Below are 18,779 nucleotides of genomic sequence, written 5' to 3' on the forward strand. Positions count from 1 at the left end.
TTTTTTATTGTACGACAAAAATAGGGAGAGGAAATTCCCCTCCCTAATGATTGTCTCTATTTACAAGTAGGGAAATTCCTAATGACTGGGACTAATTCCTAATCCTGATTCCATCTTCCTCCAATACAACCAGATGTTTTTTGTACAAATCTCCCACAGCCTTTTTGAAGGTTTTCTTGCTGACACCGAAAGTTGCATAGATTTCTTCTGCCGGACTCTTGTCATTCAAAGCTATCCGTCCGCCCTGTTCACGGATATAGTCCAGCAACGTAGCTGAGAAATCTTCTACTTTAGCCTGCCCCGGTTTTTGAAGCAGCAGGTCTATCTTGCCGTCTTCACGTACCTGCTTCACATAGGCTTTCATCCTCATGCCCGTGTGCAGTGGCTGAAATATCTCGCTCTCATATAGCAAGCCGCTATATTCATCGTTGATGATCGCCTTGAATCCCAAATCCGTCTTCTGCCAAATCAGGATATCCACCTCCTGCCCCGACTCATAGGCGGCCTTCTCTTTGGAAAGATAACGGTCTACCTTGGCCGATGCCACGATACGATAGCTTTCATCATCCAAATGGGCATGAACCACATACTTCTTTCCCACCTGCATCTTCATTTTCTGTTCGCGGAAGGGGACGAAAAGATCCTTCATCAATCCCCAGTTAAGGAAAGCACCATACTGGTTTATCCACGCCACCTCCAAGCAGGCAAACTGCCCGACCTGCACTAACGGTGTCAGAGTAGTGGCTACCAGACGTTCTTCGTTATCAAGATATATAAAAACGTTCAGTTTGTCTCCCACCTTACAGTCTTGGGGGACATAACGCGACGGAAGCAGAATTTCACCTTCTTCGCCACCGTCCAGATACATGCCGAAGGCTACCTCCTTCACCACTTCCAGCGTATTGTACTTTCCTAACTCAATGCTCATAGTTTCTTACTTATCTTCATTTTCCCAACAAAGATAAGTAATTTAGGTACAATACAGCAGTTCGGAAAGAAGAAATAACTTTTTGCTCTAAAAGATAACTTTTTTCTATGAACAACTCTCTTCAAAAAGGGTTATCTTTGTATCGTGACAATCAGCAAGAAAAGATATTACTCACCTTTAAATAAAAAAGATTATGGAATTTCTGACAAATGACAAATTGACAATCGTCGGCGCAGCCGGCATGATCGGTTCAAACATGGCACAGACTGCAATCATGATGCATCTCACTCCCAACCTATGTCTGTACGACCCTTATGCTCCCGGACTGGAAGGTGTGGCCGAAGAGCTGTTCCACTGCGGATTCGAAGGAATGAACATCACATTTACCTCCGATATCAAAGAAGCGCTGACCGGTGCCAAGTATGTGGTATCATCAGGCGGTGCCGCCCGCAAGGCCGGCATGACCCGCGAAGACCTTTTGAAAGGCAATGCCGCTATTGCCGAAGAATTCGGTAAGAATGTAAAAGCCTACTGTCCGGATGTGAAGCACGTGGTTGTCATTTTCAACCCTGCCGACATCACCGGTCTGATTACCCTATTGTATTCCGGCCTGAAACCTTCACAAGTGACCACATTGGCTGCCCTCGACAGCACCCGCCTGCGCAGTGAACTTTCCAAGCACTTCGGCATCGCCCCCGACAAAATCGAAAATTGCCGTACCTACGGCGGTCATGGTGAACAGATGGCTGTATATGCCTCTACCGCCAAGGTGGACGGTAAACCGTTACTTGATATCATCGGTACCCCTGCCCTGACTAAAGAACAGTGGGTCGAAATCCAGACTAAGGTAACCAAAGGCGGTGCCAACATCATCGCCCTCCGTGGACGTTCTTCCTTCCAGAGTCCGGCATACGTCTCTATCGAAATGATAGCTGCAGCGATGGGTGGCAAACCGTTCCGCTGGCCTGCCGGTACATATGTACACAGCCACGGCTTCGACCACATCATGATGGCAATGGAAACTGAAATTACCAAAGACGGTGTACACTATAAGGAACTAAACGGCACGCCCGAAGAAGAAGCCAAACTGAAAGAAAGCTATGCCCATCTCTGCACACTTCGTGACGAGGTGATAGAAATGGGTGTACTGCCTGCCATCAAAGACTGGCACAGCATCAATCCGAATATCGACTGATGTCTTCGATAGCAAATGATTTTTAGAAGTAAGGTGCCTCGCTCCATAGAGCAAGAGGCACCTTTTTTAGATATTTTTCCTCAAAAAGCCTTGCGGTATAAAAAAAACTCTTTATCTTTGCACCCGCAAACGAAAAAGGTGCCATAGCTCAGTTGGTAGAGCAAAGGACTGAAAATCCTTGTGTCCCCGGTTCGATTCCTGGTGGCACCACTTTTCAAAAGCAATCGGAATGTAGCGCAGTTGGTAGCGCACTACGTTCGGGACGTAGGGGTCGGGCGTTCGAGTCGCCTCATTCCGACCAATTACACGATAAGTCACTGTTTCACAGTGACTTATTTCGTTTTTAAGGCGGACAGCCGGGACGAAATCGGGACGAGAAATATTAACGTATTTGTTTTTGCTTCCGGGCGAAAACAAATAAAAAAAATGTCTAATTGTCAGCAAGTTAAAAGTTACACACCTCCGGTGCTGCACACCGGCAAAGACTGGTACATTGACTTCTATGCCTTCTGTCCGGCCACCGGAGCCATGAAGCGCAAGAAATTCAAGCTCAACTACATTGATTCAATCAAGGAAAGGCGGAAGTATGCCAAGGACTTCATGAACCGCATATCGGAAAAGCTGGCTGTCGGCTGGAACCCTTGGATAGAGCAGGAGTCCGGCTCCGCATACATGCTCTTCAGCGAAGTCATAGACCGGTACCGCACATTTCTTGCAAAGATGCTGCGCGACGGACGCTACCGTCAGGAAACAATCAAGTCGTATTCCTCCTACCTCCGGAATATGGAAACGTTCAACGAGGAGAAGAAAGTGCCCATCACCTATATCTACCAGTTCGACAAGGATTTCTGTGTCCTGCTTCTGGACGAGGTCTACATCACAAGGGACAATACCGCCTTTACCCGTGACAATTACCTGGGATTCCTGAAATCCTTCTCCACCTTCTGTCTGAGCCACAACTACATCACCAAGAACCCGACCGAAGGCATCAGCAGCCTTGGACGGCGCGGAAAGAAGAAGATAAGGTGTGTCATCGAGGAGGACAAGCTGCAGAAGATACATGGCTATCTGCTCGAGAAGAACCCGTACATGCTGCTGGCGAGCTATATCCTGTATTACTGCTTCATACGCCCGGCAGAAATGACACGCCTCAAACTGAAAAACATCAGTCTGGCCAGACAGACCATCTTTGTCGAGGACACCATATCCAAGAACCGGAAGGACGGCACCATCACACTGCCGACAAAGGTCATCCATCTCATGCTCGACCTGAAAATATTCGACTACCCGGGAGACTACTACCTGTTCTCGGACGGACTGAAGCCGGGAAAAAGGGAACGGACCGAGAAGATGTTCCGTGACTGGTGGGCACGGCATGTACGGAAAGACCTGAAGCTGTCGGCAAAGTACAAGTTCTATTCATTGAAGGATACCGGAATAACCAACATGCTTCGGCATTATGACGTATTGAGCGTACGCGATCAGGCACGACATAGCAGCATCCTCATGACGGACATATATACACCGCACGATATTCAGGAAGCGAATAGCCTGATAAAGAATTACGATGGTATATTTTAAAAAAAGCCCCTACTCTCACGAGCAAGGACTTCAAAAATAAAAAAAATGTCCGGTTAATGTGTTTATGGCTTCTCATACAGCACCCAATACGGCTGTCCTGCCAGGTACTCCACATGGTATCTGGCATCAGTCAGCTGCTTGGCCAGCTCCATCGGAGCGACATCGACGATATTCGACAACTCGTACACCAGTTCGACTGTGGTTTTATAGCACTTCTGCGAAGTGGCACCGATAGGCGAATAGTTATGGCCGATAAAATCGGCTATGGCTTTTTGCCGTTCGGCTTGTTTTTTCTTCTGTTCATCTTCCTCTGAATTCTGAGCATTATCATTGTATGCCCGAAAACCTATTTTCCTATGATTGTTCATGATCACTGCCCTCCTCCTTTTTTAAATAATTAGTAAGGAACTTGTTAAATCGCACCAGTTCCTCATAGCCTATATCATTAATCTCACCATCACAGTTGCGTGCATACAATTGATATCTCACCGAATTGGTTCCTCCACTACCTGTATCCACAGTCTTGGTGATAAAGAATTCATCATTCATGCCTCACCTCCTTCCTGCTCCAGCATATTCGCCTTCTCACTGAATTGATAAATGGAACGTACCTTGCAAATATCGAGAAAGAATACCGTGTCGGGGCATCCACCACTTATGACATGAGCCTCGATGCGTATAGTACAGTCACGTCCCAAAGGGGTAGCAGTACATTTCATGCGTTTCATCTTGGGGTGTTCGACATTGATGCGGTTAACCACATCGCCTATTTCATGCTTGAGTGCATCCAGGGAAAGTTCATCCTTGATAAGAACATCTTTATACTTCTCTACATAATCAATAACCTTTTTCCATGCCCGGTTCTTGGGGGAATAGGTCTGCAGATGGTAAACAAAGAACATCATGCTTTGCCTCCTTTCTCATTAAAGGTGATGTTGACTGTCCCACCATTGACATAGATGGAAATGGATTTGTCGCTACGTGCTGCACGGATACGTTTACGTCCGGCGCACAATTCAATACCCAGCTGGGCAAACAGTTCTTGAACCTTCTCTGCGGATACATAGCGTCCGCGGGCGCTTTGGGCTTGTTTTCTCATAATGTAACGCTATTTAAATAAAACAATATATTGAATGATACAATGCTCCAATAAAGACGGGAAGGGAACTTTCTCCAAAAAATCGGAAAACTTATAGACAAAGAAAGTTCCGCTTTCCCGTTGCGTTACACCTTGAGAAGGCAGTGGGTGCATTAACACTCCACACGGGGGTCGGAACTATATGATACCATTGGGCATAAAAAATGCCAACGGCAAAAGTTGGCGAACAATCTCGCCTTCTCAAAATGTAACGCATTGCAAAGATGCAGGTTTATTTTGAAATGGCAAAAGAAAAGCGGAGATTTTTTATCTCCGCTTCAATTTTTATCACCCTTTCAAATATTTATCTACTGTATCAAAATCAAGAGTCACATCGACCATCTTAAGCAATTTCCCATACTTAGTCAAAATGGCTTGTTTGGCTTTATCATGTTCGGGAAGAACGGAAAAGAAAGCGGTGGTAAACATCTTATCCAAACTTATTTCATGGAGAAGCAATTCTTTTGCCTTTTCTTTCTCCCCAGTCGAACAATAAAGTAGAAACATTGCTTGGAAGTTCTCGTTTGGCACCATTTTCTTTTTAATTTCCTCTACATGATTACATAATGCAAGGAATCGAACAAGTAGAACGATTTCAATAACCGCAGTCAAAAAAATAATAAAATGAATAATTGTTTCCATTTGGTGTTTATTTAAATTCGTACAAAAATCAGAATAACTAATCAGTTAACAAAAAGAAAAGCGGAGATTTTTTGTTTCTCCGCTTCGACTTCAATTATTTATAGTATTTTTGTATGAAAAGAATCATCCATGGAGAAAAAGTTCAAATTATATTTTGTATTATTGTTCATAGTGGCTCCCTTCATATTGGGAAGCGTTTTCACTATCCTAATAATGCAGTTATTAAAACGGTAATGACAGACCCTATCAGTGTAGAAACTAAAGAAATCAGAATGGCAGCGGTCTTGCTTTCTTTCCACCATTCTTTTATGGATAGTTTCTGCTGATAATTCTTCATTCCCCTGCGTGCCATCTTTTCTCCTTCCGGTGTTAGCCGGAGCCAACCTTCACCAAGTAGGGAAACCAGCTTATAGTCGTCTATCAACGTGTCGAGTACGAAGTTGATGTCTATCTTATCCATTCTTTCAGTGAACTCTTTAAGCAATAGGCTGCGTGCGCTATCCTTGTTGACACGCCCGTCATGCTCCACCAATATCCGTAATAGTCTGTCTGCTATCCTTATTTGTTTTTCAGTCATAGTATTAAAATGGCGAATCCCTTATCAAAACGCGCCCAAAGGTATAGCCACACCTTAACCCGGTTTTACGGATTACGTTTTGAAAAGGGATTCATATTGATAAACGTGTAGCTATGTTATATTGGGCACTGCAAAGGTGTTAATTCTATTTCACATATCCAACAAAGAGAGACAAAAAAAGGCTTCCAACCCGTGGAAGCCCTCCTAATTGTCATTAAAGACCTTACGGTCTCGCGATTGACCGAGAAGTATCTTTCAATCCATTATCGGAATTTACATCATGCCAAGTGCACCTGGCTTATGTCATTCAGAAAGCCATGCAATGCGCTTTCTATTTTTTCAACCTGAGCTTTACGTGGTTTTTTCAAACCTGATGCGTAATGTCCCAAGAGTTTCTGGTTGACCCCCGTTATACGCTCCAGTGCAGCCTTGGTAAAAATACCGCTATAATATTGGAGGAACGACTGTACATCAAAAGTCCATTCTACGGATATTTCTCCCTGTAATTCTTTAGGGACTGTAGAATTATGTTTTTTATACAGTTCAATGGAGGTAAGAAGATTCTCTTTTGTTTCCTGCACAGTTTCACCCTCTCCATAGATACCAGGAACATTGTCAGCCCACGCACCGAACAAGTCCGGTCCTTTTTCAATTGTCACTTTAAGTTTTCCCATAATAAAATCCTCCTTTCAAACATATAGAGAAAAGGGGGAGCTTATTCAAGCTCCATATCCCTAATAATTTTCTTTCTTAGTCCTTCACCCATTTCTTTGGCACCATGGTAGGGCACCGGGTATCTGATACCGTTCTTGTCTTCATAAATCCGATGGCTCCCGTCTCCTTCACCTTTTATCCAGTGCCATCCTCTTTTCTTTCCACGTTTCAGTATCTGACTATGAAATTCTCTTGATTTAACCATATCTTAGTTGTTTCAATGATGCAAAGGTAGTAAAAATTCTACTTTATGCAAATAAAAAGAGCTTTTTTATTCTATCCGATAAAAAGTCCCCTTCAGTACCTTGCTTAATCCATCGACATCTATTTCCGTCTCAATCTTCTCGCACAAATACTGCTTGTTGCCTATAAGAAACACCTTATTCACATCTGGCAGCTTATTGGCTTGGAACTGGATTGTGTAAGGAATATTGGAGTGAAACAGACTGAGTGTCGACAACCGATGTCCGACACTGTCCGGACAAACATCGTTCAAGCTTAGGGAATACGGAAGGAAGTCCGTGAGCTGTGCTCCGGTCTTCTGCTGGTAGTCCGTAAAAGGATAGGCATAATCATAGGCATGTGTCTGACCGCTGTAAGTTACGTTCTGCCGGTTGAACTTGCCGGTATTGACAGCCACTTCCATGTGCCCGTTTTTTTCCTGCTTCTCCTTCAGTTCCACGTCACCGTTTATGGCTTCCTGGACATTGAAGCGCTCCTGCTTGGCAACAGTAGCCTGGTAGCCCACCGCGGGTATGTTCAATACCATGGAGGTGTACGGACGGGACAAATCGTAATCAGCTACAGAGCCATACACGCCGACATTGAACTGAATAATTTTAGCCGGGACGATTCCGAGTGAGGTCTCTACATCGGACGATTCCGGGTCACGGATTAAATCCGCATACAAATTGACTTCACGCAGCGTATTCTTATCATTTTCATTGTAGTTGATATAATACCGTTTGCCAACAATAAAGATTGTACTTTTCTTGTCACTGTCACCCATTCCGTTGTATGCGGCCAGCATTGCATCGTAAGAATCATATTCTTGTTTGTATGCAGCCTCTATGATGTCCCTTTCAATTCGCAGATAGCCGTCATCCGTATGGGAAGGCAGATTGTAGCCCACATTGCCAGTGCTCAAGTCTTTCTCATTCTTTTCATCTTCAATATCCACAGTGAACTCCCGTAGCAGGGAGGATGCAGGAATTATCTCCTTTCCGGATTCTGTAAAATAATCGTTAAGCCCTACGAGGCTCACTACTTTGGTGCGTTCGTTGACCACCGTAACCGCACAAAGGAATTTCTCCAGTTCATCAAAGAATTCGGAAACAGTCCAGTGCGGCAATGCGGCGGCCACCCGGTTGCTGCTTACCGCGCTGCATACATAAACGTTCCGCAAGAAATTGTTATCAAAGAAGGAGGTATCGAACCTATAGCCAAAATGCCCCACTATTCTCTTGATGACTGTCAAAAGGTATGGTTGTACACATCGACGGCCATAATAGGGGCAAAGGGTAAAATTGTTCGTGCCGAACTCATAGATTGCATCGTTCTGAAGATTCTCCCATTTGGCTTCCTGATAGAACACCGGCAACCATACAGCTTCAATTTCGTCCACCGAACCGTAGTAGTTCACCATATTGGCAGGTGGCTGGAAACGGTTCTGATTGTTGTTCGGCCAACTGATTGTACCTAAATCAAGTTCGTCAATATACAGATTATCATTCGTCAGCAGATTAAATTCCGCATTACCTGATACGAGCTGTACCTTAACCAGTGCATCTTCTACTGAGAGTAAAACCGCACTGCCGTAAAGCAGGCATCTGGCGTCAACGATGAGTGTGGCCGGAAGGATAGTCTTTTTTTTCGTCACATCCAGTCTGTTCACGTGCTTGAATATGGCATGATTGGCAGGCATGGGGAGTTCTATGTTCAAGGAGTAATTGGAACTGCGGGTGAAATACGGATTCTCGGAGGTGAACGTAATGTTGAACCCTTCAGGAAGGGCGGCCAATTGTCCGTCAATGTATAATTCTGTCATTGCTTGTTGCGTGATTTATTGTTGTTCAACTTCTGATACTCTTTCTGAGCCTGGTTGATACCCCGTTTGCCGGTAACATAAGTTTCCGCTACCAGCGGATCATCCAGCCTGTTTTTAAGCTTCCGCAATACGCGGGTACATTCTATCAGCATCGCCACCATAGCCGGATCATTGGCCGTCGTTGTGGCGCTGGCAGCGGGTGCTTTGGCTGGTACGGTACGTGTACTCTTTCCGGAACCTGTCACAGCCGCTATGTCTTCAGCTGTCAGATTACCAACATTACCGCTACGCTGTGCCACGTCAATGGCGTCGAATATCGGTCGCAGATTCGGGTTGGCGACAGCGAAACGGTTGGCGACGAACTCGTTGGAATGCACGATGCCTTGTGGCTGATCCCAGTCACCGGGACTGGTATAGCCACCAGTGTAGAAGTTGCCGACCATCCCTTTTACTACAGCAAAAGCCGCTTTGATGGCAGCTACTTGGGCAGCTGCTTTTGCGGCACCGATAAAGGAAAGTGGAGCTGTTGCCGCCAAATTTTTTGCGGTGATTTCCAGTATGGAGATCTCAATAACACGTTCCAAAGCATCCAGTGCCATCATAATGGTTTCACGTAAGAAATTCTTCAGCGAAAGTTCGCCAGTGGCAATCATTTCACCAATCGTTTCTCCGAAGTCGGAAGCGATATCCGTCACCAGAGAGGCATATTGCCTATGCATTTTCATGGTTTTGTCGTACTTCTCTTTCTCGGCATCGGTCTGGGCTTCGGCCTGCTCCTTCTGTATCTCCGTACGTTGTTCCTCAGTCAGTCGGTAGTTGTGAAGCAAATCATTCCAATACCGTTTCCGAATCTCGTTCATCTCCTGGGAGAAATCCTCCTCGGAAGTCAGGTTCCTATAATGATAGGAAGCTGCTTCTTCCAATTCGATACGGAGTTGTTTCTGACGAACTGAAAGGCGTTCTTTGGCAATCTTGTCTGATGCTTTCTGACGCTCCTTTTCTGTCTTTTCATCCTGTTTTTTACATTCTTCATTGAACTTGATTTGTGCCTCCAGCATCTTTACCTGCAACTTCTCACGTTCATGCGGCTCCAGCCCCATTATCGCCAATTTCTCATCCAAAGTCTTTTTCTCCAAATCTATCTGAAGGGCAGTATATTCCTCGTTAGTCTGGATTTCTCCCTCAAGATAAAGCTTCTGGAGATGGGTGAGCTGTTGCATGTGGTTAGTCTCTATATCCTCCAATTCCTTGCTGACACGTTTTTTCCGCTCTTCTTCAGATTCAGAACCTCCACCACTGCCACCGTTTCCGGTAATTGTTGGAGAATCTGGAGTAATAGTCTTGTATTTATCGTTGATGGCAAGCAACTGGGAGGTATAATCCTGCATCATCTGTTCGTAATACCGAACGTTATCGTCAAGACGTTTTTTCTGGGTAGCCCATACGCGGTATGCAGTGGGTGATATCCCGTTGACTGCTGCAAGTTCCTCAACGGACTTGTCCATATTGACGGGGTCATTTATCTCCCATTCGAGATTTTTAAATTTCATGGCATCGGAACCGTTCTTCTGAATCCATTCTGACCTTTGTGCCAGGGCTTCTTGTAATTTGGCATTGGCCGCTTGCTGTTTGGCTGTGAGCAACAGCTTTTCTACATAACCGTCCAGCGCTTGCGTGTTGTTGTTGATAAGCACCCCCTCTTCCGTCAATGAAGCATGATATTCCGGAACAATGGACTGAATATCTTCTAATGCAGCCTTCCGTTTTTCATATGGTTCTTTAGAATCCTCAAGCACTTTCCGTAAAGCATCCAGCTTATTTTTTTCTTCGCTAATGCTTTTTTCAGCCTCTCTATTCATAACCACCAGTTCCTTTTGCCTACGTGCTGCAGCAGAAGTACGCTGAGCGTAGATATACAGTCCTGTTGCTGCGGCTGCAACGGTTGTGGCAATAGCAACAAAAGGATTTAATCCTAATACCGCCCATGCTGCCCGTGCCGCTTTAGTTGCGGCAGAGAAGCGGAAGGTTAAAGTCTCCAGCGCAGCTCGGAAAAGTAGTGTACTTGCTGCCACTGTCCGGGTTACGATATTATGAGAGCGCATCTGTAATATCAACCTGCCTATTGCCTTGTAATCTCCTGCCAATGCGTCGTTCAAAGCAGTGGTAGCTACCCGGTAAGCCGTTTGGATGGCGATTCCTGCTCGTAAGACTAAGTTGTAAGTAGTATGATAAAGAGATATGAGCTTTAATGTGGTATAGTAAGCTGCCAGAGGAACCGTTAGTGTTATTACTGTTGTGCCCCATTTTTTGCACCAGTCAATCAATCCCGGCAAATATTTAAGCACATTGGTCAGCATATTCGTACTCACCGTCAGAGCCGGATTCAGTTTCTCTCCCAAATCAATGGCTGCCAGCTTCATCTTATTGCGTGCCTGCTCCAGTTTGGCCTGTGCGGTATCACTGTTTATGGCCGCCTGCTCATACGCCACATTGGTACCGGTGACGGCAGCGGTGAAGTCTTTCACCATCTCCGTGTTCTGAAGGATTACGGATGCGGTATTGTAGCCTTCCTCCCCGAACATCTTCTTGATGGCGCCTGCATCCATATTCTTGTTCTTCAGATTCTCCAGTGCCTTATCCAACCCGACGATTTTGGGGTTGGTTTCGTCTGCCCCGGTCTGAAGAACCAGAAAGAATTTCTTCAATCCCGTTCCGGCCACTTCATCCTTTATACCCCGATAAGCAAGCGTTTCAATCAATGCGACCGTCTGTTCAATGGGAACATTGGCCGAAGCCGCTGCGGTACCTGCATTCCGGATAGCCTTTGCCTGGCTTGCGATATTGGCGGAACCTGCCTGGGAGCCGGCAGCCAATACATTGGTAAACCGTCCAGCCTGGTCTGCTGCTGCCCCATATTGGTTGAGTGATAAAGTAAGTGAATCAACCGCTTCGTTCAGGGTGATGTCTTTGGCTGCCGCCTGCAATCGCATGGCTTCCTCCGTAACAGCCTTGAGCGCTTCCTTGTCACCAAGCAGTTCCGGTTTGGCCGAACCGACCAGCATGAACGCATCCAGGATTTCGGCTGCCGACTGGCGGACACGCAAGCCCTCTTTTGTCATGGTGGTGGAAAGCGTCTTGGCCTGCCCGGTCAACCAGGCAATGCTGTCATCATCAAGTCCGGTCAAGGCTTTCAGCCCGGCCTGGGACTCCTCCAACTTGTTGCGTTCATCTCTGATGGCGCGCAAGGCAAGGGTAAAACCGGTAAGGAAACCTATTACGGACAAGATAACTCCACCGAAACGGTTGAACCAGTCCACCATACTGCCAATACTGACAGTCGCTTTCTTGGTTTCGGTGGTGATGCCTTTTATCTCCTGGCGATGCTGTTTTAAAATCCCCTGAAGATGCTGTATCTTCGCCATGGTGCGGTTGTATTCCTCAGAGCCGCGTGTCATTTCCTTAATGTCACGCTGTAGGCGTTTCATCTCCAAATCAATGGAATTGATGTCATTCTTAATTTCCTTGCCATCGATGTACAAGTAGACACCTCTTTTGACAGTCTTGTCACTTTTTGCCATAACGTTTTTCGATTGTTATTTTATCAAACTTCTGAAGCACATTCTTGAGTGCCTGGTCACCGTAATACTCCCCGGATAAATCAGCCAGTGATTCGATGTTATCCACAATGGGAGGGTCTAACCAGGGTAGGGGACTTCGCCGGATAACGGCATAGTGTTCATCAACGGTACGCATGCGCCGGATGCGATATTCAGAAACACGTAGAGAACGCAGTTCCTGACGTCTTTTCTTATCGCTCCATGCCGAATGTCCCTTCATTATAATTCCGTTCTTGACGATATATCCACGCCCGGCGCCATATTCCCGGTACGCACCATACCGGGCAAAGCGGAAACCCAGACCGACATAAGCCGGTCCACCTTCACGGTCTTTCAGCCAACGGGATTGCAGTTCCCTACGCAATCTGCCGGTTGCATGTGTCCGTTGTAGAATATTTACGGAGGTATTCCTGACTTTCCACGTCCAGTTCTCAACTCCTCGATTGAATTTCTCGGAGGTCATTAAACTCTTTTCTTCAGTTATTGCCATAAAAAAGCCTTTAGTTCCGGACACAAAACTAAAGGCTGAAAAGAGTGGAAAAAAGGACAAGAATTCAGCGGACAGAGAACTTGAAATCATTGATCCGGTTCAGCCATCCTTTCCGGAATACAAGCTGCGACGGGTCCCTTTTGCAGATTTCTTCAATAAACCGGATTCTGTCTGCCTTGATAGCTTCGAACAGCTGCCGTTGGTTGGCCAGATTGATACTTGCAACCGTCTGAGGTCCTACGATACCGTCTACATTGATTTGCAGGAGTTGTTGTACCCTTGTGATACCGGGACGTCCGGAGGCCCACACCCAATCCACACAGATGTTCGCAATGGACTGGTTGTGTATGAAGTCCGCTTGGTAACGGTCCCAATAATACTTCTTGAAAACATGAAAGACGTCATCCGGAGTAATCATGCGTAAATCGTCCGCATCAATGTCTCCGTCACCATCCTTGTCATAACCACATGCTTTCCACGTAGACAAGGTTATCCCCATATTGGTTTTGCCGCCTTTGTCATTTTTGTGGTCACTCCATCCGCCTTCCCATTTGCGGATGATCTTGAATAAGATTTCTGCTTTTGCCATAAATAAAGTTCGTTTGTATTATCATTCTACATATTCAGACAGCGGTTTATAAGACGTGCTAAAGTTCTTCCAGCCGTTTGCCGCCCTATATGCTTCCACAAGGTCGTCAGGGACATAAAAAGAGCCACTCCACCCATCCGGTAACGTCCATCCGGCATAGGAAGGGACTTTGCCGGCACGGATGATAAACACCTCAAGCGCTGTGCAGTTGTTGAACGCGTTCTGAAGGAATGTGGTAACGCCGGTACCAATATCCACCTTCCTCAATGAGGCACAATACCTGAATCCTCCTATGGAGGTTACAGAATCCGGAATCACAATCTCCTCCAATCCCGTGGCGGCAAAGTCATTGAGTGAAATGACACCTTCAGGTATAGTGACATTCCTCAATGCATTGCAGTCGCTGAAACATCCTCCGCCCAAAGAGGTGAGCGAATCCGGAAGGTGTACCGTCTCCAGGGACGTATTCCCCTGACAGACCTGGGATTTCAGCCCGGTCAGATGGTCAGGGAAGGATATGCTCCTCAAAGCCGTACATTTGGAAAACGCATAGGCATCGATGTTCTGCAGGCCCGTGAAAAGCTTGAGTTCATCGAAACTCTGTATTTCCGTATTGCCGGAGAAACTGTATCTGTTGATTGTCGTGGCGGCCTGGGCTTCGGACAGACTGAGTTCCCCGTCACCGTCCTTGTCCCATATCGACACGCAGATACGTTTCACTTCAGGGTCTGCGAACTGAATAATACCACCATAGCTGATGCCGGCAGACACAATCCCACTTTCAGTGTCATCCGTGGCTATCTGTGCATAGATTGTTTTCTCTCCATATCCTTCGGAAAGAGTGAAATCCACCGTGTCACCGGTCCAGCCGACCCATGCGACGGAAGCGAGGTCCGCCGATTCCGCCATGCGGTAGCGGGCCGGTTGACCTGCATAATCGAACCTGACCGATACTCCACGTCCCGCCGTGATTGCCGAACCCGAATTTATGACAATGCCGTCAAGCCGGATGTCCAGGTCTGCAACAGAAGTGTCCTTGTAAATGCCCATGTACGGGCCTGCGCGGTACACGCTCTTATACCAATTTTTGTACCCCCTCATGTCATATGCAGACCTGCCGACAGCTCCGGCACTCACAAGAAGGCTGTCGTAATTGGGCTGGTAATTGTCATTGGCACTGTCAGCCACTTTCAGCGCCCCGTCTATGTATTCATAATCTGTATGCGCCTTCAGGAACACATTCCCGTCTCCGCCGGTGAACATGACCGGAACCTTATCTGTACCAACCTCTGTTATGATTACATTGTCATCCATAAAATACCTGGCCAGCGTATAATCCGTATTGAAGGAGCCCAGTGAATAAGCCTTAATCACATTGTTATAAATGTACATACCTATTTCATCTACCACTCCGTCGCCGTCAAGGTCTATATGCTCATCCTCTGAACTCTTCCACAAGGCGGAAACGAACGCACCCGAATAACGGGCCGCCTCCATCACGTTGTTGTAGATGCGCACCTCGCCAAGCAACGGGCCGCAGAACGCTATCGGCCCGTTACATTTCAGCAGCCTGCAGTTGTACAGCCTGCCGTCGAACACGGAGGAACTGGCGTAGTTCTGCCCGCCCTGTTTGCTTGCCCCACTGCCAGTAGTATTCACATAGCAGATATCCACATTGATGGCATTGTTCACCTGAAAACTATCAAGCCCAGTATTAATGAAGTTGACACGATACAATCGAAGATGGTCAAGTAGATGTGCATAATACTCCACTTCCTGCCCTTGACCGTTCGTACCTTTAAGTTTACCGCTACCGTAATAGCCGAGATAGACACCTTCTCCGGCTGTGTTCTGGATTGTACAATGATGGATACGTAGATTGTCAAGCACCCAATTGCCACGCCAGAACCAGGGGACATCGGGGTCAGGGTCCGTCTTGGCCATGATGCCGGCGAATCCCGTACCGTCTATGTCAATGCCGAACATTTCTATGTCGCCCGCACCGCCGGAAACAAAAATGCACGTATTGATTGCAGCGTCATCCGACGATGGATGGAATCTGATTCCCGTGCGGTTGTACCCGTACCCGTCCAATACGACATTACGCATGTTGTCACCGAAGGTGACGGCGCCGAACGACATCCAAGGCCAGTCGAAAACACCTTCTTCATCGTGCGTGATGACCAGGGGACTCTCATACGTAAAGTTGGGCGTTCCGTTCTCCGATGAGACACCGGGGGATACATTTCCCTTTATACGCATACGCATCGGGTAGACTGCGCCGTTTTCCCTCCGGATGCAAAGAGTCGTGCCTGCCGGAAGAACGGACAGGTCTATGAGGTCGTAGCCCGCCGTGTCCGATGACCCGTGGGGAGCAGTCCATTCGGCATAATTCAATCCGCTGCCATCCACATCACGCCACAGATGCATCTCATACTGCTTCTCGGCTTGAACGGTGATGGTTTCATAACCCTGCGTAGTGTCGGCAGGCCTCGGGCAAAGAGCAGGAACTACCGTTATGAGCTTGTCTATTCTCTTGCTGGAAGTCACCCCTGTTGCCGTGTCAGTAACATCAACTTCCACATCGTATATTCCGCGGTCAGACGCGTTGTCAAAGGAAGATGTAAACGCGACGGTCCCGTCAGACATCGGGCGCCCGGTAATTTCGGTCAGAGTCTTGACCGGAGACGAATCCTCGTTCTCGCGATACACCTTTACGACCATTGTACTGGCACCTGAGTAGCCGTGCTCCGGGGAAACAGTGACGACGAACAGTTCTCCCACCCGCACGACCTCACTGGCCGATACGGTAAAGTATGGCAGCACTTGCGGCAACATTGCATAGATTCTTTTTGAAACGGCTGTCTCAGTCAAATTATTACGCGCTATGAATTTTTGAACAAGTTCCCCTCCGTCTGATATCGCAATAGACTTGCTGTCTTTCTGCTTTACAAGATTGCCGGCCGTTGCCACCGTGCTACCGCTTCCGTCCTGCGTCTGCCATTCCGAGGTTTGTCCCCACCTGGTTTCAGCGTCAATTTGAATTGTATCTCTGCCTGCCACCGGGAAATAATTGTCTGCCTTCACCGATGCCTTGACACGCCCTATCCGAACTCTCAATATATCACTATAATTCTCTGCCATGCCTACACAATATTAATATCATACAATTCATCCGATACATACTCTCCATCCCCATCAACAATCGGTACCGGCGAAAACAGGCCATAGCGTCCTATCGCCAGGTACCTGTCCGCAGAACCTATAATCGAGAACATCGGCATCCGATTCCTGTCCAATGTCTTGGACTCCAGCAGCAGCGTGTCTCCAGCCATGCTGCTGTATTGAGCCGCATCGCTGAATGCCGATTCGTCTTCCATATTATAGCCGGTGTAACCCGGAACAATGGCCGTCTCGTCGATTGCAGAACCATGCCTGTTGTAGCATCCGCGACTGTTGACGGATACTGACTTTAGTTTATAAGACAAGTCCATATCAGGCACATAGGCATCGTTTGCAGGATTACCGCCATCCAATGCGGAAGTGATCATCAGATTATCATCAAGAGCGTCCGCATCCACACCGTCGGACACGAGCACGGAATGCAGCTCGTAGCCGAGCTCCTGGAGCTGCCAGAAGCGGCAACCGCGGTCTGCGTTGATTTCCACGCCACCCCCGGCTCCTTCCGTGTTGAACACACGCAGAAGGCTGCCATAGGTAATGTCGTCATGCAGCTTGTACTGGAATATGTTGTAGTCCGACACAAGTTCGCCCACATTGTCGAAAGCGAAACCGTATATGAAGTGCACCGCATGCCCGGCATCCACAACCACGTTATTGGATATCTCCAGCCTGTTGATTGTGCCCCAACGCGTACAATACTGCTGCCCGTTGTTACCGGACATGTAGAAGGTATTGTTGTTCAATTCCATATCCCGTATAGGGCACAAACCGATAACTGCCTGTGCCCATGTATTGATGGAACCGGTATTCGACAGCATCCCCACGAAGAGGTTGGATTCCAGGGCCAGCACGGACATCGGGGTGGACGAGTTGAAGTTGAGGGCCATGCTGCCACCGTCACGGAAGGTGTTGCGGCGGATGTATGCCTTGTCCACATTGTTTATGCTGGAGAAGCTGTAGCGGTTGTCCCCAGAGAACCGGTTGTCCTCCATGACCAGCACCCTGCCGGTACTGAATGTCACAGCCGTAGGATAGCCGGTACCATGAGGCGCCATGGCAAAATCATTGTTCAGGACTGAAAGGAGGGTGCAATTGTCGACATTGACAACGGGACCACGGGCGTTCACGAATGAAGAACCATTGACGGTCACGTTCTCGGTGTCAATGAATATCAGGGAATTGGAGGACATGACCTCTTCGTCCGTCATGGACCTGCCGTTGAAGGTGCATCCTCCGACAAAAAAGTTCCTGGCGTACCGTGATGTACTGCCGGTAAATGATACGGCACCCACGGCATCCGGAATCTGATGCCCCACATAGTTGGAATAGTCCTCAAAACGGACGTTCCTGACAACCACGTTGTCCACACCGGAGAACGAGAGGCATCCCAGGGCATTACCGTCCAGGGTCAATACGGAGCCTCCGTCAATTGTCAGCGTGTACATGCCGCGCAGGTTCCAATCGGCAAGCTCGGCAAGATAATGGCCTTCCTTTCTCTTTTCCCTGGCAACCTTGATGCAGGTTATCTCCACATTCCGGGTCAGACCGTCAGGGTATGTCGCCCGAACCGCGTTCAGCGCATCCTGAGTACTGGAATAGTAATAGCCGGGAAGGTCGCTGCGGACAAGGAAACCGTCGCCAACAGAAGCGGCCAGCAGGTCCAGTATGCCGACAAAGATGCGTCCGACACGTTCGGCGGTATTCTCACCCTTTTGGGTAGCACCACGCACCTGCCCGGAAAGAGTCTGCAGAACCTCTATGGAATCACCGCCCTCGACAATTTCAAACTCAACTCCGGATTGTTTCAGCAGGTTCAGGATGCCGACAAAGGCACGTCCGACACGTTCGGCGGTATTCTTACTGTCCTCGGTAGCACTGCGTACCTGTGCCGCCAGTTCCTTCAATGTCCCAAGCGTATCGTATCCTTCGGAAGGCTCGAATGAAACTTCGGATTCTTCCATGAGGGTAAGGATGCCCACAAAGAGACGCCCGACACGTTCAGCCGTATTCTCACCTTTTCGGGTGGCACCACGCACTTGTGCCGCCAGCTCCTTCAATGTTGTAAGTGTATCAGACAT

At 47.6% G+C, this 18,779-nt stretch carries 16 protein-coding genes and 2 tRNA genes; 4 read left to right on the plus strand and 14 right to left on the minus strand.

The window, feature by feature from the left end; genetic code table 11:
- Positions 1 to 91 precede the first annotated feature (91 nt).
- Positions 92 to 928, minus strand: a complete 837-nt coding sequence (locus tag DWZ67_RS16245; RefSeq protein WP_005834783.1) for a S1 RNA-binding domain-containing protein — start codon at positions 926 to 928, stop codon at positions 92 to 94.
- Positions 929 to 1,121: 193 nt separating this feature from the next.
- On the opposite strand from DWZ67_RS16245, the gene DWZ67_RS16250 reads away from it, so the two are divergent.
- The 4 genes from DWZ67_RS16250 to DWZ67_RS16265 all read left to right on the plus strand — a co-directional run bounded on the left by DWZ67_RS16250 (position 1,122) and on the right by DWZ67_RS16265 (position 3,704).
- Positions 1,122 to 2,123 (plus strand): malate dehydrogenase, encoded by a 1,002-nt coding sequence (locus DWZ67_RS16250; RefSeq protein WP_005825092.1) that lies wholly within the window; start codon positions 1,122 to 1,124, stop codon positions 2,121 to 2,123.
- A gap of 137 nt (positions 2,124 to 2,260) precedes the next feature.
- Positions 2,261 to 2,333: transfer RNA gene (locus tag DWZ67_RS16255), tRNA-Phe, on the plus strand.
- 15 nt (positions 2,334 to 2,348) lie between these two features.
- Positions 2,349 to 2,424, plus strand: a tRNA-Pro gene (locus DWZ67_RS16260).
- Between the two features lie 125 nt (positions 2,425 to 2,549).
- Positions 2,550 to 3,704, plus strand: coding sequence for a tyrosine-type recombinase/integrase (locus DWZ67_RS16265; RefSeq protein WP_035449745.1), 1,155 nt, complete (start codon positions 2,550 to 2,552; stop codon positions 3,702 to 3,704).
- 62 nt (positions 3,705 to 3,766) lie between these two features.
- Here the strand turns inward: DWZ67_RS16265 and DWZ67_RS16270 are convergent, their stop codons facing one another.
- From DWZ67_RS16270 to DWZ67_RS16335, 13 genes are all read right to left on the minus strand, one after another.
- Positions 3,767 to 4,072 (minus strand): hypothetical protein, encoded by a 306-nt coding sequence (locus tag DWZ67_RS16270; RefSeq protein ID WP_035449749.1) that lies wholly within the window; start codon positions 4,070 to 4,072, stop codon positions 3,767 to 3,769.
- A gap of 177 nt (positions 4,073 to 4,249) precedes the next feature.
- Positions 4,250 to 4,609, minus strand: a complete 360-nt coding sequence (locus DWZ67_RS16280) for a hypothetical protein (RefSeq protein WP_120139305.1) — start codon at positions 4,607 to 4,609, stop codon at positions 4,250 to 4,252.
- Entirely contained in the window at positions 4,606 to 4,803 is a 198-nt protein-coding gene (locus DWZ67_RS16285; protein WP_118132274.1) for a hypothetical protein, read from the minus strand. Before DWZ67_RS16285 ends, DWZ67_RS16280 begins: the two co-directional genes overlap by 4 nt.
- Before the next feature lie 327 nt (positions 4,804 to 5,130).
- On the minus strand, positions 5,131 to 5,484 hold the full coding sequence (locus tag DWZ67_RS16290; RefSeq protein ID WP_120139306.1) for a hypothetical protein: 354 nt from the start codon (positions 5,482 to 5,484) through the stop codon (positions 5,131 to 5,133).
- A 202-nt stretch (positions 5,485 to 5,686) separates the two neighbouring features.
- Complete coding sequence (locus DWZ67_RS16295) at positions 5,687 to 6,061, minus strand: hypothetical protein (protein WP_133302949.1); 375 nt, start codon at positions 6,059 to 6,061, stop codon at positions 5,687 to 5,689.
- 278 nt (positions 6,062 to 6,339) lie between these two features.
- Positions 6,340 to 6,735, minus strand: a complete 396-nt coding sequence (locus DWZ67_RS16300) for a type II toxin-antitoxin system HicB family antitoxin (protein ID WP_120139308.1) — start codon at positions 6,733 to 6,735, stop codon at positions 6,340 to 6,342.
- Positions 6,736 to 6,776: 41 nt separating this feature from the next.
- Positions 6,777 to 6,980, minus strand: a complete 204-nt coding sequence (locus tag DWZ67_RS16305; protein ID WP_057253971.1) for a type II toxin-antitoxin system HicA family toxin — start codon at positions 6,978 to 6,980, stop codon at positions 6,777 to 6,779.
- Positions 6,981 to 7,046: 66 nt separating this feature from the next.
- On the minus strand, positions 7,047 to 8,822 hold the full coding sequence (locus DWZ67_RS16310) for a hypothetical protein (protein ID WP_120139309.1): 1,776 nt from the start codon (positions 8,820 to 8,822) through the stop codon (positions 7,047 to 7,049).
- A complete protein-coding gene (locus DWZ67_RS16315) occupies positions 8,819 to 12,400 on the minus strand; it encodes a phage tail tape measure protein (protein WP_120139310.1) in 3,582 nt (1,193 codons plus the stop codon). The genes DWZ67_RS16310 and DWZ67_RS16315 overlap by 4 nt, the downstream gene beginning before the upstream one ends.
- Positions 12,387 to 12,929: a hypothetical protein gene (locus DWZ67_RS16320; protein ID WP_120139311.1), complete on the minus strand. Its 543-nt coding sequence runs from the start codon at positions 12,927 to 12,929 to the stop codon at positions 12,387 to 12,389. Before DWZ67_RS16320 ends, DWZ67_RS16315 begins: the two co-directional genes overlap by 14 nt.
- 64 nt (positions 12,930 to 12,993) lie before the next feature.
- Positions 12,994 to 13,518, minus strand: coding sequence for a glycoside hydrolase family 108 protein (locus tag DWZ67_RS16325; protein ID WP_120139312.1), 525 nt, complete (start codon positions 13,516 to 13,518; stop codon positions 12,994 to 12,996).
- A 21-nt stretch (positions 13,519 to 13,539) separates the two neighbouring features.
- Positions 13,540 to 16,662, minus strand: a complete 3,123-nt coding sequence (locus DWZ67_RS16330; protein WP_120139313.1) for a leucine-rich repeat domain-containing protein — start codon at positions 16,660 to 16,662, stop codon at positions 13,540 to 13,542.
- A gap of 2 nt (positions 16,663 to 16,664) precedes the next feature.
- The gene (locus DWZ67_RS16335; RefSeq protein ID WP_120139314.1) at positions 16,665 to 18,779 is read right to left on the minus strand and encodes a hypothetical protein; all 2,115 of its coding nucleotides are present in this window, start codon (positions 18,777 to 18,779) and stop codon (positions 16,665 to 16,667) included.

Source organism: Bacteroides sp. AF34-31BH (genome assembly GCF_003602795.1).
In the GTDB taxonomy this organism is placed as follows: domain Bacteria; phylum Bacteroidota; class Bacteroidia; order Bacteroidales; family Bacteroidaceae; genus Bacteroides; species Bacteroides uniformis.